10 protein-coding genes are annotated in these 16,061 nt (G+C 33.9%); 8 read left to right on the plus strand and 2 right to left on the minus strand.

Annotation, left to right across the window (positions count from 1 at the left end; genetic code table 11):
- Positions 1-155 precede the first annotated feature (155 nt).
- The 7 genes from AC6JA8_RS04530 to AC6JA8_RS04560 all read left to right on the plus strand — a co-directional run bounded on the left by AC6JA8_RS04530 (position 156) and on the right by AC6JA8_RS04560 (position 14,300).
- Positions 156-3,590: a TM0106 family RecB-like putative nuclease gene (locus AC6JA8_RS04530; protein ID WP_497975959.1), complete on the plus strand. Its 3,435-nt coding sequence runs from the start codon at positions 156-158 to the stop codon at positions 3,588-3,590.
- Positions 3,591-3,604: 14 nt separating this feature from the next.
- The gene (locus AC6JA8_RS04535) at positions 3,605-4,981 is read left to right on the plus strand and encodes a phospholipase D-like domain-containing protein (protein ID WP_497975960.1); all 1,377 of its coding nucleotides are present in this window, start codon (positions 3,605-3,607) and stop codon (positions 4,979-4,981) included.
- 21 nt (positions 4,982-5,002) lie between these two features.
- Positions 5,003-5,866 carry a PDDEXK family nuclease gene (locus AC6JA8_RS04540; protein ID WP_497975961.1) on the plus strand — a complete coding sequence of 288 codons (864 nt, stop codon included), beginning with the start codon at positions 5,003-5,005 and terminating at the stop codon, positions 5,864-5,866.
- Between the two features lie 194 nt (positions 5,867-6,060).
- Positions 6,061-7,698, plus strand: coding sequence for an AAA family ATPase (locus AC6JA8_RS04545; RefSeq protein ID WP_497975962.1), 1,638 nt, complete (start codon positions 6,061-6,063; stop codon positions 7,696-7,698).
- A 246-nt stretch (positions 7,699-7,944) separates the two neighbouring features.
- A complete protein-coding gene (locus AC6JA8_RS04550) occupies positions 7,945-12,126 on the plus strand; it encodes an AAA domain-containing protein (RefSeq protein WP_497975963.1) in 4,182 nt (1,393 codons plus the stop codon).
- A gap of 163 nt (positions 12,127-12,289) precedes the next feature.
- A complete protein-coding gene (locus AC6JA8_RS04555) occupies positions 12,290-12,781 on the plus strand; it encodes a hypothetical protein (RefSeq protein ID WP_497975964.1) in 492 nt (163 codons plus the stop codon).
- An 862-nt stretch (positions 12,782-13,643) separates the two neighbouring features.
- The gene (locus AC6JA8_RS04560) at positions 13,644-14,300 is read left to right on the plus strand and encodes a hypothetical protein (RefSeq protein ID WP_497975965.1); all 657 of its coding nucleotides are present in this window, start codon (positions 13,644-13,646) and stop codon (positions 14,298-14,300) included.
- A gap of 32 nt (positions 14,301-14,332) precedes the next feature.
- Here the strand turns inward: AC6JA8_RS04560 and AC6JA8_RS04565 are convergent, their stop codons facing one another.
- Positions 14,333-14,794 (minus strand): MarR family winged helix-turn-helix transcriptional regulator, encoded by a 462-nt coding sequence (locus AC6JA8_RS04565; protein ID WP_497975966.1) that lies wholly within the window; start codon positions 14,792-14,794, stop codon positions 14,333-14,335.
- A gap of 130 nt (positions 14,795-14,924) precedes the next feature.
- Between AC6JA8_RS04565 and AC6JA8_RS04570 the strand changes: the two genes are divergently transcribed.
- On the plus strand, positions 14,925-15,509 hold the full coding sequence (locus AC6JA8_RS04570; RefSeq protein WP_497975967.1) for a YiiX/YebB-like N1pC/P60 family cysteine hydrolase: 585 nt from the start codon (positions 14,925-14,927) through the stop codon (positions 15,507-15,509).
- Position 15,510: 1 nt separating this feature from the next.
- Here AC6JA8_RS04570 and AC6JA8_RS04575 read toward each other — a convergent pair whose 3' ends face one another.
- The gene (locus tag AC6JA8_RS04575) at positions 15,511-16,038 is read right to left on the minus strand and encodes an NUDIX hydrolase (RefSeq protein WP_497975968.1); all 528 of its coding nucleotides are present in this window, start codon (positions 16,036-16,038) and stop codon (positions 15,511-15,513) included.
- Positions 16,039-16,061: the final 23 nt, after the last annotated feature.

A 16,061-nucleotide genomic window follows, 5' to 3' on the forward strand; every position in this document is an offset into this window, starting at 1 on the left:
ATTTACTTGACCGTCCTAGTCAAGTTGTCTTGCATTATTCAAAATTTAAAAAAATAACAAAGTTTATTTAATTTATTCAAAATGGAATCCGACAAAGTGGGCAGTCAATAAATCATTGCCTGTCATTGAATTTTTTCAATTGTCCTGGAGAATTTGTGAAAGATAAAAAAGATTACATCCAGCTATCCGCTTCTGACCTAAGTAATTTTCTAAGCTGTAAACACCTTACTGAATTAGATAAGAAAGTAATTAAAGGGGATTTGAAAAAACCTGAGTGGAACAATCCACATGTAAAAATCCTTCAAGAAAAAGGATTTTTACATGAAGAAAATTATCTAACGTTTCTCCAGTCTAAAGGACTAACAATAACGAAAATTCCTGAAGATGCAGGAGCATCAGAAGCTTTTGAGCTCACAATAAAAGCAATGGAAAGCGGAGCAGACATTATTGCCCAAGGAGTATTAAAAGAAGGTGAATGGTTTGGAAAAACAGACATTCTAAAAAAAGTCGAAGGCAAGTGTGTTTATGGAAATTACTCATACGTAGTAATGGACACAAAATTAAGCAAGGAAACTAAAGCCGGAGCTGTTTTGCAGCTTTGTTTATACAGCGAACTACTTGAGAGAGTTATCAATTCAAAACCGGAAGTAATGTTTGTAGTGACTCCTGGGAATCCATTTAATGAAATTGAATTTAGAGTTAGTGAGTATCAATCGTACTATCGTTTAATCAAGAGTTATCTGATTAGCTTCCTACGAACGGATAATAATACATATCCAGAACCCGTTTCCCACTGCGATGTATGCAAGTGGTTTGAAACTTGTGATAAGCAAAGAAGAAATGATGATCATATTTCCTTTGTCGCAGGAATAAGCACAATTCAAAGAAAAGATTTAAGTTCAGTTGGAATCACAACACTTGAAGCGTTTGCAAATGCTCCCATTGATTTCTTAGCAACTATTATTGACGTTAATATTGAAAGTCTAAGCTTAACTAAAGAGCAAGCAAGACTACAATTTGAAGCTAGAGTCACAGGGAAGCCAACTTATGAAGTTTTACCTATTCTGGAAGAAAGAGGCCTTAACAGGCTTCCCATTCCCACGGAAGGAGACATTTTTTTTGATCTAGAAGGTGATTCATTTTTTAAAGATTTAGGGATTGAGTACCTATGGGGCTTTTCATATTGCCAGAATGGTAAGCTTCAATATGAACATCGATGGTCATTTGACTTCAAAGAAGAAAAAGAAAACTTTGAATGGTTTATAGATTACGTCATGATTCGGAAAAAAAAACATCCGAATTTTAAAATTTATCATTACGCCAGTTATGAAACGGGTGCACTTAAAAGACTAATGGGTCGGTACGGAACAAAAGAGATAGAAGTGGATCATCTTTTGCGAACTGGAACCTTCGTTGATCTTTACAGCATTACAAGACAGTCGATAAGGGCCGGAATTGAAAAATATTCCATTAAGGATTTGGAGCAGTTTTATGGTTATAAAAGGAAAGCGAATCTTAGAGAGCTCATTGCGCACAAAAGAGGATTAGAACATTCTTTAGAGCTTAATCGATTAGACATGATCACTGAAGAGGCTAGAGATTTTGTGCGTACTTACAATCGAGATGATACTGATAGCACCTTTTACCTTCGTGAATGGCTGGAAGGATTGAGATCAACTGAAGCCAAGAAAGGACATACGTTAACTCGTCCGGTGAGTTCTGATGGGGAAATAGCAGAAGAATTAGATGCTCACCTTAAAATGCTTAATGAGTTAAAGAACTTATTACAAAAAGATATCAATCCTGTACCCGAGCAAAGAACTTCAAAAGAGCAAGCGCAATGGCTATTAGGAGATTTAATTTCTTTTTATAGAAGAGAGGATAAGGTGAATTTTTGGGAGAAGTTTCGATTAAAAGAATTAGATGCTTTAGAACTTTTAGAAGATAAGTCTGGAATAGGTGGTCTGAAATTTATTAAAGAAATTGCAGGTGGCACAGCAAGATGTCCAATCCATCGTTATAAATTTACTGATCAAGTTGTAGATATCAAGAAAGAGTGTCCAGTTTACAAAGAGGGTATTTTATCTGGAGAAGATGTAAAATCCTTTGGGGAAGTCACTAACATTAGTTACGAAGAAAACTATGTTGATATAAAGAAAAAGACAGGGATGTCGGAATTCCATCCGAATGCCTTTTGGGCCTGGAATCATATTGATAAAAGTACTAAAGCAGATCGATTGTTTGAATTAGCAAAATTTGTATTAGAAAAAGGAATTGATAGTCCTGAACTAAATTTTAAAGCAGCTCGAGACATTCTCCTTCGAAATAATCCTGATTTCAAAGCTGCGATTAATTTAGATAACCCGGATACTTTAATGCAAGCAAAGGAGATGGCACTTGCACTAAACCATAGCTATCTGGCAATTCAAGGTCCACCGGGAACCGGCAAGAGTTATACGGCTTCTCGAGTAGTATTGGAGTTGGTTAAACAAGGTTATAAAGTTGGAGTCACAGGATTATCGCATAAAGTGATAAGTAATCTCATGAGTAAAATCCATGAAGCCAGCGTTAAAGAAAATGTCCCTTTAAATATCTACCAAAAAACTAAATTAGAGGAAGAAACAAATAAGAACATTAAGTACATTCAAAGCAAAGGATTAGATGAAGTTTTGAATATGAAAAAACCATTCGTCTTGGGCGGCACAGATTTTATGTGGGCAAGTGAAAATTGCACCGATAAAGTAGATTACTTAATTGTTGATGAAGCTGGGCAGTTTTCCCTGGTCGGAATTATGTCGATTGCTCATGTTGCAAAAAATATTATTCTTCTTGGTGATGGATCTCAATTAAAACAACCCATACAGGGAGCTCATCCGCCAGGATGTGAAGTAAGTGCATTGGATTATATTGTTGGTGATCATCAGACACTTCCTAAAGAAAAAGGTGTTTTTCTTCCGGTCACATATAGATTACATCCAGATATTTGCCAATTTAATAGCGAATTATTTTATGAGAACAGGTTAAAGGCTGTTGATGGAAATCAATGTCAAAACATTATAGGTAAAAATAATTTTGTTGGAAAAAATTTAGCATATGTAGAAGTTGAGCATTGGGGAAACACTAACTATTCAATAGAAGAAGCTCAAAAAATTAAAGAAATCGTTGAGGAACTAGTTACTAATGAAAATACATTTACATTATTCAAAGATGGAAAAGAAATTTCTTTCAGAGTTACTTATGAAGCTATAAAAATTATTTCACCTTACAATGCTCAAGTTAACAGATTGAAGCAATTGCTACCTGAAGTAAGTATCGGAACTGTTGACAAGTTTCAAGGACAAGAAGCCCCAATCATTATTTACAGCATGGCGACATCTTCTCAAGAAGATGCGCCAAGAGGAATGGAGTTTTTATATTCAGGAAATCGTCTTAATGTCGCTGTCAGTAGAGCTGAATGTCTATTTATAATGGTTGCCAATAAAGAAATATTTGAGCCGAATTGTAAAAGTCCAGCACAAATCAAACTAGCTAATTCATTCTGTAGATTTTTGGAAATAGTTAAAGAAAAAAGTAAGAAGCTAACTATATAAATAAGGAAAATTAGATGGAAACTTCAGACTACATTATTTCGAATACTCATAAAAATATTAATCATCGTGAAAAAATAGAAATGTTGATCAAAAAATCAAAACGAATACGAATTATTTGTCCTTTTATCTCAAAAGATAGAGCTGAATGGTTAGCTCAGTATGTTTCTAATGACCGAGAGATAGAAATTGTAACTGAGCTTACAAGAAGAGGAATTACAACAGGAGTGCAATTACCAAGTACCTTGAAAATTTTAATTGACAAAGGTGTTAAAGTTTCATTCGTCGGAGGCAATTTGCATGCTAAACTATTTTTGTTCGACGAAGATATAGTATTAATTACTTCGGCCAATCTAACCAATAATGGGCTAGATGAAAATTTTGAAATTGGTGTTCTTCTTGATAAAAACAAATCTCCAGTTTTGGCAAAGGATGTAGATTTTAGCAAAGTTAACAAGAGAATTAATAATTTATGGACAGATTTAAAACAAAAAGAATCTGGATTAAATCATACAAATATTGAAGATTTCTTAAAAATAGAATTAGAAACAGAAAATTTGAGAAAGGAGATATTGCTGCAATCTGATGAATCCCTTGGACTAAAATTTAAGCCACATTCGAAAGAATGTGAGAATCCCTCTCAGGTCGATAATGAACTTGAGGCAGCAGCTTTATTTAAAGGATTCACGATTAAGGACTGGGAAGCATTTGATCATGGGCTTACTTTTACACCAGAAAATCTAAATACTGTAAAACAAATATTAACACAAAAAATCGAACCAGTTCTTAAAAGTTTTTATGAGCACTTTAGATTCAGCAGAGATTTAGAAACAAAGCTTGAATACTTTGACATTGGATATTCGAAAAATCGTTGGGTAAAAAATTTCTTACCGGATTATAGATACCTTTGGATGGTAAGAAAAAGAGAAGGGAAAAATCCTATTCAGCATATAAGCGAACCGTCGTTTATTGTTGGAATGGGAAAGCATCCAGAACATGGACACTGGTTTGAAATACGAATGGGAGTAGAAGAGCTTAACGAGGCAAAACTAACAGAGTTTGGGAGAAAATTCCTAAAAAATATGAAAAATAAACATAAGGAAGTACTAAGTAAATTTCAACTATTAGGCGATGGATGGGTGTTAACTCATGATAGAGAAATGGAAGAGCTGCCTAACGAGATTGCTGTCAAATTGATCACAGCTGATTCTTTAGTAGCCATGATCGATAATTATCTCGCAAGTGAAAGAGTTGCAGATGTTCACGTCCGAAGAAAGTACTATTTAAATAATCCCAAGGATGCTGAAATTTTAACAACTAATAAAATCATTAATAATATTGCTCAAGATATGAACTCATTAACTTATTTTTTTGATCTAGCTCATAAAAAGTAGCCTTCCATATAGGAGATTAAAGTGAAAGATATCCGGTCAATTGCTCCCATGTTTGGTAATAAACCTTATCAAGTGCATGCTCAGCATGCATTGCCAATTTTAGTAAGACAGGCAATCACTGGTGAAACTATGTTTTATTCTGATCTGGCACTTGAACTTGGGATGGCAAATGCTAGAAATTTAAATGTTGTGCTTGGTAGTATCGGCACTACATTAGAGATGCTGAGCAAAAGTTTAAAGTTTGATATTCCTCCAATTCAATGCCTCGTTGTTAACAAACAGACAGGCCTACCAGGTGAAGGAATTGGTTGGTTCATAACAAAAAAGGATTTTTCAAAGCTCTCAAGAACCCAAAAAAGGATTATAGTTGAAACAAAATTAAGCGATATTTTCTTATTTAAGAAATGGGAAGAGGTTTTACATGCACTTAACTTAGAAGTATTTAAGGAAGATTATAACGATTTAATTTCTCGTGCTTCAAGAAGAGGAGGCGAGAGTGATAATCATAAAGATTTAAAAGACTATATTTTAAAAAATCCACAAATGTTTAAATTGAAAGGCAATAACTTAAAAGGCTTAAAGGAATACCCTTTGCCTTCAGGTGATTTTTTAGATGTATCGTTTTTAAGCAAATCTGAATGGGTTGGGATTGAGGCGAAGTCATCAATTTCAGAGGATGCCGATTTAGTAAGAGGATTATTTCAAGCTGTAAAATATTATTCAGTAATGGAAGCAGTTAATAATGTTGAAAGGATGAATAAACAAATCCGTGTGATTCTAGTCGTTGAAGGAGAGCTGCCAAAACGTTTAATACCAATGAAAAATACTTTAGGTGTAGAGGTCATTGAGTTGCGAAGAACTAGTAAGAAAAAAGATTTTAATTAAATTTATTATTAAAATGCTATTTTAATAATGGATCTAAGCTATCTTTAAACTGCCAATGTATCTTTTTTTATAGCTTTGCAATAATATGAAAGAATCTCTCCTTCGAAATACCCGTATTCGCGTATTTAATTAGGAATTTATAGATTTTTAGCCATGAAAACTAAATTGTTTTAGTCAGATACCGAAAAGCCATCATGATTAAAATAATAGGATGCCTATCTCGCCTTAACCTCGGTGAAGCAAAAACATTAGAATGGATCAAAACATGCGATATCAAGCGCCATTTTACCGTTTTAGTTGAACCGAGCTACCAGGGAGAAGGTTTTAGGCATGCTCGCTGGCCAGACTTTGTTTTAATAACAAAAAAACATGGAGTGTGCATATTAGAATGCAAATCTCACTCTGAAAACTTTATCGAAGATGTGAGCAATACTCAAGGTATTAAGCTTGTAGGAGAAGTCGATAGATATCAAGTACAGTTGCGCGAGTATTATTATCTGATTGAAGCCCTTGTTAAAGACTTAGACTTTAAGGTCCCCATTGTTAAGGGGGCAGTCTTCCCACATATATCCAAACATGGGAAAGTAGCACAAGCTATTATTGAACACCATCATAGTGGAGATCTTTTTTTCAAAGAGGATTTGCAGAACTCCTTTAGCTTTGAAGAATCAGCAGAAGATGCAATGAGTTCAGAGCAGTTTAATGAGCTTTGTAAAAAATTGAATAAAGAGTCTATTATTGATCATAATTACGGGCTAGATGAGGATCAATCGGAAAGAAGAATTCTCAAATTTAGCCAAGATCAAATTGAAAAAATTAATCGTGTTCAACATGGTAATTATCTCTTTCACGGACTCCCCGGAACGGGAAAAACGAAGATGTTGGTGGCAATTGCAAAAAGGGAAGAGGCCGAAGATAAGCGTATTGGTTTTGTTTGTTTTAATCGTCCTCTGCGAGATTCTGTTGCAAAGGATTTAAATGAAAATTCCGTTTATACTATCTCACAGCTCTTGATGAAGTTATGCAGAAGATATCAGCTGCCGTTTGATTACAAAAATACAGAAATGAATAAGAAGTCTTTGCGTCTAATTCTCAGCATGAAAGTTGAGCCGTTATTTGACGTGCTTCTCATTGATGAATATCAAGACTTAGAAGAAGATGATTATAAATTAATTTTGAAATGTGTTGTTCCAGATGCTCTGATTGTACTAGCTGGAGATCCTTTACAAGAAATCAAAGATAAAGAAGTGACCTGGAAGAGTCGAGGGATTCATGTTTATGGACTTCAAAGTATGTTTTTGGCAAAACCATATCGAACAGAGGCTTCTATTGTTGATTATGGCCTAAGATTCTTATCTGAAAATAAAAAACTAGCTAAAACTATTGATAAATACTTTCAAGATCATAATCATTGGTATGATTTTAAGGAATCAAGAGAAGGTGTTCGCAAAAATATTTACTTTTGGCTTAATGATAAAATAGAAGCGGAAAGAAAATTCTCTAAAATTATCAACGAAAATCCTAATTCTGACATATTAATCATCACTAATTTTGTAGGACAAAAGGATCAATTAAGTATCAAAGAGTCCGCCAGGATAAAGATTGAACCTTATTCAAGAGTAAAAGGCCTAGAGGCCGATATCGTTCTTATTTATAACACCGATTTTTATTTGGAATACTCGTCTAAACTTTCAGAGGAAGCCAAGATGCGCTCACTGTTTTCGGCAATCTGTCGCAGCCGAGGAAAGGTGATAATTCACGGATTTGAGAGTAAGGACTTTTTCCATCAGCTGCTTAAGTTGGCCAAAGAGTACCTTGATGAAGCGGCTTAATTTTACGCACAGGAAAGGTTCCAGTGCCTTTTCTAGTCGCAATTCTGCATGAAGGGTTTTGGAGCCTTATCAATGAAAAAGAAGAGCTAACAGGTGATGAAGTAGCATCTATTTCAGACCAATAGTGTCGGATATTTTTTGCTTTAGCCTTCTTAGCTACTTATCAAGAAATGCAAAACTTCAAAAATAAACTACCTTTATTTTTATTTCTATCCGAATAGTTTTTACTATTTTTTAGGAGTGCTAATGAAAATTTTACGAAAGTATCAAGAGCTGATCTGTAATTTCCAAAAGAAAAACAAAGAGCTTTTGTACCGTCCAAGTCCTTATTCGATTAATTTTTCTAATTTAACTCTGCCACAAGGATTTTCAGAGCCATTCAAGGTCAGGCAATTATTTAAAGAAGGTAATTTGAATAATGAGACTTTTCTCAATGAGATTGATTCAGGTGAGATAAATTTGTCAGAACATTTTTTATTAAAATTTGAGAATAGCACTCTTCGTAGTTTAATAAACAAAGTGCGATTGGAAGACGATAGTTTTCAAAAAGAATTTGGGATCAGTGGCGCATGGTTCATTGGACCATTTTTAATGTGGAAAACAAAAGAAATGGCAGGAGAAGGGGAAGTTGACAACATTTTTATCTCTCCAATCTTTAAGTGTGCTGTTGATTTTAAAAAAAATAAAAGCAAGCAAGAGATAGTCTCTTTTGAGGAAGATGGTAAGTTTCAAGTAAATCCTACATTGAGAATACTTTTAAAAAAAGAATATGGTGTTAATTTAGAAAAAGAATATTTTGGAAAAATAAAAGATGTTTTATCGTTAGTTAATCAAGCAATATCTCAAGAAAAAATCACTTTGACAGTAGATGTTCCGGGCAAGGAAGTATTCAGAATACCTGCGAAGTCTAAGACTATAGTTGATGACAACGGCAAAAAAAAATCTATCAAAATTCCACTTAATGAAAGATTTACAGCTCAAGAAATTAATCAACTAGGGACAATTTCATCACATAGCTTCATTATTCAAGACATTTTCTATATTGATGTGTTTAATGCATCTAAAATGTCACTGTACTACGATTACGAAGAAATAATTAAAAATTACAATGCAGATAAAAATAATTTAATTGAAAATCTTGTGAGTGAGAATAATTATCCAAGTATTACACAGCCGACATATGTAGATTGCGAGAAAAATAACTTTTACGTTGTAGATATCGATGGTTCTCAGCATAAAGCTATAAAAGATAGTTCTGGAAATAGTGGATTCGTCATTCAGGGTCCTCCTGGTACCGGAAAAAGTCAAACCATAACAAATATGATTGCTCAATATCTTGCCGAAGGTAAAAAAGTATTATTTGTTGCAGAAAAGAAAGCGGCCTTAGATGTAGTTTTCTCAAGATTAGCTCAAACAGGATTAGATAAGCATTCAGTTATTTTACATGATAATCAAGTTAACAAAAATGCGCTTTATAGATCCTACGTAACAGCATTTAATTCATCGAATGATGATACTATTGGTAATAGATGGGCCGATATATCTGAAGGATTGAATTATCAAAATATAAATATAAAAAAATATTTCGAAGAACTATCAGCAGAAGCAATTGAGACAAACATCTCAAACTACAATTTTTTTTCAAGATATTCATCCATACCAAAATATGATTTAACTTCACAAATTTACAAATATTTTAGCCATCTCACTTTACAGCAATTGGATAGGTCAAAGCTGCTAATTGAAAAATGTGAAGAAGCTTATGTTTCTTTTGGACGATATAAGGAAAGTAAATGGCCTTGGTTTAAAGACAATTTTCTTAGTGAAGTGGCAGTTAGTGAATTTGGGAATAAAGCGAAGAAATTGACTTCGCTTAAAAATTCTTATTTATCTTCAAAGGCTCAGTTAGATTTAGCTTTTCCTCAAGGTGATCATCTTGCTATAGAGAGATTAAATGTTCCAGAGATAAAAGATATTGACTATGAAATTGCGAGTACATTAGTTAATAAATGTCTAAAAACAGAAAAGTCAAAAGAAGTTTTATATGAGATTAATGGAACAATAGAAGGATTAAAAGCCAATCTCTCTAGTTTTAAAGTAATTAAAAAAAATGCCTCAGTCGAAAACATTACATTGCTCAGAGACTATTTTTCAGTAAAAAGAAACTTTTTTAAATACTTTTCTTTGAAATTTTGGGAAATGGCTAATTTGGCAAAACAGACGGTTGAGAATAAGTCATACTTTGAAAGAGGAGATATTTATAAGGATTGGATTTATTTTACAAGTTTTGAAGAAGAGTTAAAATTAAAATTGTCTACGGTATACAATGCAATACAGCTTGAAACAAGTGATAAGGATGGCCAAATTGAAGGATATTCAAGATATCTAAAATTTGCAGATTTTGTACTTGGATGTAAGCAAAAAGTTTCGGGGGAAAGGTTTAATGTAGATTTTGACTCAAAGAGTTTAAACTCTTTGATAACTGATTTAAAAAAGGGCCAATTGCTGTCCAAAGAAGCCTCTCTCGCTTTGAGCGAAATTGAAGTAATTGGAAAGGATTTAGATAATCAGTTTTTACATAAAATAGGTAGTGATTACCTAAGCTACGATTCTGAGCTAAATGATTTAATTAGCAAAAGGCATGATTTTCCATTAATTCAGAATATTAGAATAAAGATAGCCGAAGTTGAAAAAGAGTTGAGCGTGCAAAATTTTGACTTCCAATGTGAGTTTTTTCAACAGCAAGCAGTTAATTGGTTCGATTATATTCAATATCATTTAATGTCTTCTCTGCGAGATCGGATTTATTCGCAATATCCCAACATAAATTTATTCAGTTCTACTAAAATGAACAAGGATGTAACCGATCTCTTAAGTCTTTTAACTCAACATAAAGAATTCTCAAAACAAGCTGTGGACTATTTTGTTCATCAAAAAAGATCTGAAAATGAAATTCCTACTAAGATTCTTAAGATGATTGAAAATGAAGCTGGAAAGAGTCGCAGAATAAAATCACCACGTGAGGTTATGGAAAATGGTGCACTGGATGTAATGTTAAATTGGAAACGTTGTTGGTTAATGAGTCCATTGAGCATATCTCAAATGTTACCTAATATAGAGAATCTATTCGACGTCGTTATCTTTGATGAAGCCAGTCAGGTGAGGATTGAAGATGCGATACCATCGATTTTTCGAGCCAAGTCTTTAGTAGTTGTAGGAGACAATAAGCAAATGCCCCCTACAAACTTCTTTGGAAGTAGCATTGATGAGGATGATGAGGAAGAAGATGATATTGATGGTGAGTCTAGAGTTGAAATTGCAGAATCGTTATTAGATCAAGCCTCAAAAAAATATCCATCCCTTATGCTAGAATGGCATTATAGAAGTGAACATGAAGCTTTGATCGCTTTTTCAAATTATGCATACTATGAGGGGAGGTTAGTGGTTGCCCCTAATCCTCGAACTCTTTGCTCAAGTCGAGCGATTGAGTTTTTTCAAGTCGAAAATGCAGTATTCGATTCTAGTCATGGAAATATTATTGAGGCACAGGAAATAGTTCAAATTATAAAGGAACGTTTGCTGGAGGATGCCAAAGCTTCAATCGGTGTTATTTCAATGGGGGTAAAGCAACAAAAAGCTATAGATAAAATTCTTGAACGATTATGTGAAGAAAATGAAGCTTTTTCAAAGGCATACAACTTTTCTCTAAACTATTGCGAAGAAGGATCTTTTAAAGGTTTTTTTAATAGAAATCTTGAAAATGTTCAGGGTGATGAGCGTGACGAAATTATTTTAAGTGTAGGCTATGGGCACAACAAAGAAGGAAAGCTCCGCAAATCCTTCGGGCCATTATCGAAAGCTGGAGGCGGGCGCCGTCTAAACGTGGCAATTACAAGAGCTCGTAAAAATATGAAAGTCTTTTGTTCTTATCCTATCACTGGATTAGCAATTGATGCCGAAGCATATGAAAAAAATCCAAATACAGCCACTTTTTCTAGGTTTTTGCATTATGCCCTGTCTGTTTCGAAGCAGGATGACAAGAAAGCTATAGAAATTTTAAATCTTTTTCCTTCTGGGCAAATCAGTTCAAGCAGTCGAAATATTCTAACTCACTTGATAGCTAAAAGTTTAAGAGCGAAAGGTTACAAGATAGAAGAAAATGTTGGAACTTGTGGTTTTAGTGTTGATTTAGGCGTACTCAAAGAAGATTCAATTAATGAATTTTATTTTGGCATTGATTTGAATTATGGAATTAAAGAGCACAATGCTTTCTTAAGAGACTCATTTAAAAATAGAGAGATGCTGCTAAGTAAGAGAGGGTGGAAAATTTATAATGTTTGGCTTCAGGATTGGATAAGTCAACCAGATAAAGTCATTCAAGAGATCGAAGAAAGGCTTAAGAGTGAATCTTTGAAAAAGATTGCATAGATTAGATAGTCAGTCCAGCAGACTTTTCTGGTCATGAGGCAGCAAGAAAGGTGTGCTGGAACTGATCTCATGATATTTCCAGGCTATAAGAAAGGTTGCATTCGCAGCTTGAAGATGCCTTGGAATAGGTTTCGGTTGGTATAAATTAAGGGACAGGTGAAATGTGCAAGAACTAGATAATTTAATAAATAGAATAGGCATCCTTTATGCAGAATTCGTAAAGTTTCAAAAGACAGAGAGTTGTCCAGTGTCACCCAATGATCATATTATCGGACCAATTGGTGAATGGAGAGCAATTCAAATTATAAAAAATGATTTTTGCCTCGATGCAAGCAGAGTCTCAATATCGCCAAAAGATCCAGATGATCTCATGTTAAGTTATAATGGAGAAATAAAGTATATTTCCGTTAAGACAACAACAGAACACTCTAAGACTGGCCTTTCGGGGATATTTCATACGGACAAGGGAAAATGGGATTGGTTAATTGCCGTACGGTTAAATGAAGATTTAACTTATAAAGAACATTTCTGGTTATCCAAAAAAGATTGCTACACCTTATTTAGAACAAAGAAAGGAAAAGCTAAACAGTTCAAGTGGTCTACAGCATATAACTCACCTTCAAAAAAGTTTAGGCCTGATTGGTTCCAGGATTAGTTAAAAGGTTCCAATAGACTTTTCTTGTCTATGTGAGTCCAGAAAAGGTGTGCTGTTGAGCCGAAGTTTTTAAATGATTCCAAATCTATCAAGAAAGTTCTAATTAACTCTTCTCTCAAAAAACCAAAATGAAAGAAAACGTAACACAATAATCAGTATACATAGAGCACTATAAATATATTGCTGATAAAAAATAAATGCAATCACAAGTAGAGCCGCTATACCTGTAGTGATATTGGCTTGAGACCCATTGAAAGGAACTCCCGTAAGCATCTGTCCCAAAAACGACTTTTGATTCTGGCTCCAGCACGCAGGACAGAATGGGGCGAGTTTATAGAGATCTACTGCAACAACCAGATTATCTCTTGAGTGAATGGCACAAGTACATTTAGAACAGATCAAGGACATATGAGCTCCACTTAACGAGTTACAGTCGTTTAAAAATAATAATATTATCTAAAAAATAAGTAAATTTATGAGGGAGCTAAAAGCTGACCAGGGGCCAATTAGCTTCAGTTTTGATAGATGGATTTTATCATCAGTTTTTCTCATTCTAGTTTTTGAAGTCCTTGAAATTTCCCTCTTCTAAGCCATTTATTAAGCTCCGAATATGTTTCTTTAGAGGGTGACTATTCGGACTATTCTATTAGAGAATCGGTTCAAGATTGGTAAAATATAACTATTTTTGAGTCTTATCAGATCCTTAAACTCTTTAGAGTAATTGCCCCTGGCAACTTTCTATGTCTACACTTTTGGACTAGTCATGCCCAAGGTACTAGTTTTTTATTCGCTTTGAATTTTTCTTCTTTTTAATTTCTTAATCATGAGAAACTAAATCGACTTAAAATAAACGGAGGACTTGATGCCTAAAAAAGTTGTGATTTATAAAAAGAATGGAATTAATCATGAAATAGAGATGTCATGGGGAATATTTTTTAGGAATTTCATTGTTTATTTTGATGGAAAAGAAATTGGACGATTCCAAGGACAAAAGCACTTGGATAGAGGAGAAGATTTCTTGCTTCCTAATGGAGAAACTCTTCGAGTTAAAAAGACGCAAAAAATAATGACTGTTCTAATCGAAGTATTTGTTAATGGAGAGCCCCTGGAAGGAACAGATTCTGATCCTGCCGTTCTTGTAGAGAAAGCCTATAAAGTGGCTATTTTTCTTTGTGGACTAAATTTAGTCGTTGGTTTGCTTGCATCCTTTTTTCAAATCGACTTTCTAATTCAAATGGGATTTGGTTGGTATAATTTAATTATGTCAATTTTATATTTTGTACCTATTTTTATTGGATATAAAACTAAGAGTTGGGTTGCATTGTGTTTTGTTCTTGTGGTCTTTCTACTCGATACAGTAAATGCCTTTTTATGGATTGTTGAAATGGGGAAAAGTGGAAGACAGGTCAATGGGGGAAGTTTGGTGGTAAGGCTTTTCTTTGGAGTTCCATTATTTCTTGGGGCAAAGGCTGGCTTTTTATTGAAGGATAAAGAACAAGAGAAGCAAAGTTCAACTTAGAGTATAATTAATTGTTGGGCAAAAAATTCTGACTAAGCATGTTTAGAGGGTTTACTTTCCTTGAAAATCTTAGAGAAGTGATTGATGCCTCCAACAATTTTCTTACAGGTATTTTCTCCTACCTCTTTTTCAAATAGTTCCTGCAAGCGATCAAAAAAACGGATTAATGTGATTGCCTTTTTTCGGCCTTCAGCCTTCAATTCAATTTTAAATTGTCTTGCATCTTTGTCATTAACAACTCTTTTTACATAACCTTGGTATTCGAGAGCCGATAAAATATGACTCATATTGCCTCGGCTCGTTTCAAATATCTCGGCTAATTTTGACGGAGTGATATCGTTATGCTCTTCAAAAAATAATGAAGTTAAGACAAGGGCCTGTAGTAAGTTAAGCTTATCGGATTTTAACTGACGGTTGATTTTTGTAATAATGCCTTCATAGGCAGAATTAATTGCAAAGATTGGACTTTGATGGAGATAGGCTTGTATTTTCATATGAAGATATAATATCCAAATGATTGAATGATTCAACTATTTAAATTAAAAATAATTAAAATACTATTTATATATAAACTCTTTTCTATAAAATATGCTTACAGCATTAGTGCTTAATAGGAAAGAGGGCATGAGATATATCCTTTTACAGTTCCTGATTCCGATCTATTGTTTTGCTTCTGTTGATATTGCCTTTGTTGAAGTTAGAACTCATGATGGGCAGTTAGTACAGCTGGAAGAAAATGGAAGATTTGCACATGTTGCAATATCTTATAAAGGCAAATGGCTTCACTCTCGACCTTATTACGGCGTAGAGTTGATTACGGAAGAAAAACTTCGAAAAATAGGGGAGCTTACAATAGTGACTAACACGAACAAAAATGAACTCGAAGAGTCTGAGTTACACAAATTTTTAGGCAAACCTTACGACAATCATTTTTCATGGGGGGATGAAAGTTACTATTGTTCAGAACTCGTCGCAAAAATTTTAGAAATTGAACCTCGACCTATGAAATACAATTCATCAGTATGGAGCAATAAGTATAAAAAATCGCGAGGGCAGCTTGGGATTTCACCAGATGATCTTTTTAATAAGATCACTAGTCATTCTCAGTACTATTATTCTTTAGAAAAGAACGGACATCTTGATATTCAGAAAATTTTTCAACCTTCTAAATGTCATGAAATGATCAATGTGTTTATTAGAAAAGAATAATTCAAGTTATAAGTGTCAGGTTGTGTGGTTTTTGTGCATACCAAAGCAATTGTTGCTTGAACCATGATGTAAACAGAGCAGGATTATCATTTACGTCACTGAGAATTAATTCAATCTCTACAAAGTCGATAGATGTGACTTCAGATTTATCGAATTCAATATCGTTACTTTCAATCTTGGCCCTGTAAAGCTCGCAAATCATATTATCAGTAGGTCCATAAATCATCTTGTAAGATATTAATTTTTCTGAATTCAATATCAAAAGACCTAATTCTTCATTACAGCCTCGAATAAAGGCTTCTTTAAATGATTCACCAACTCTGAGGTGCTCTGATATTGAACAATCATAAACATTTGGAAAAGTGTCACAATTTTCTGATCTTTTTTGGATGAGAAGTCTACCTTTGTTATCGAATAAAAATCCATGGACTCCACGATGCCATAGACCAAGAGAGTGGACCTCTTTTCTGTCTCTTACTCCTATTAATAAACCTTCAGAATCAAAAATTTCGATCAACTCTTGTGACATAAAAAAAAGGTAGCAAAGAGATA

Source organism: Bacteriovorax sp. HI3 (assembly GCF_059738875.1).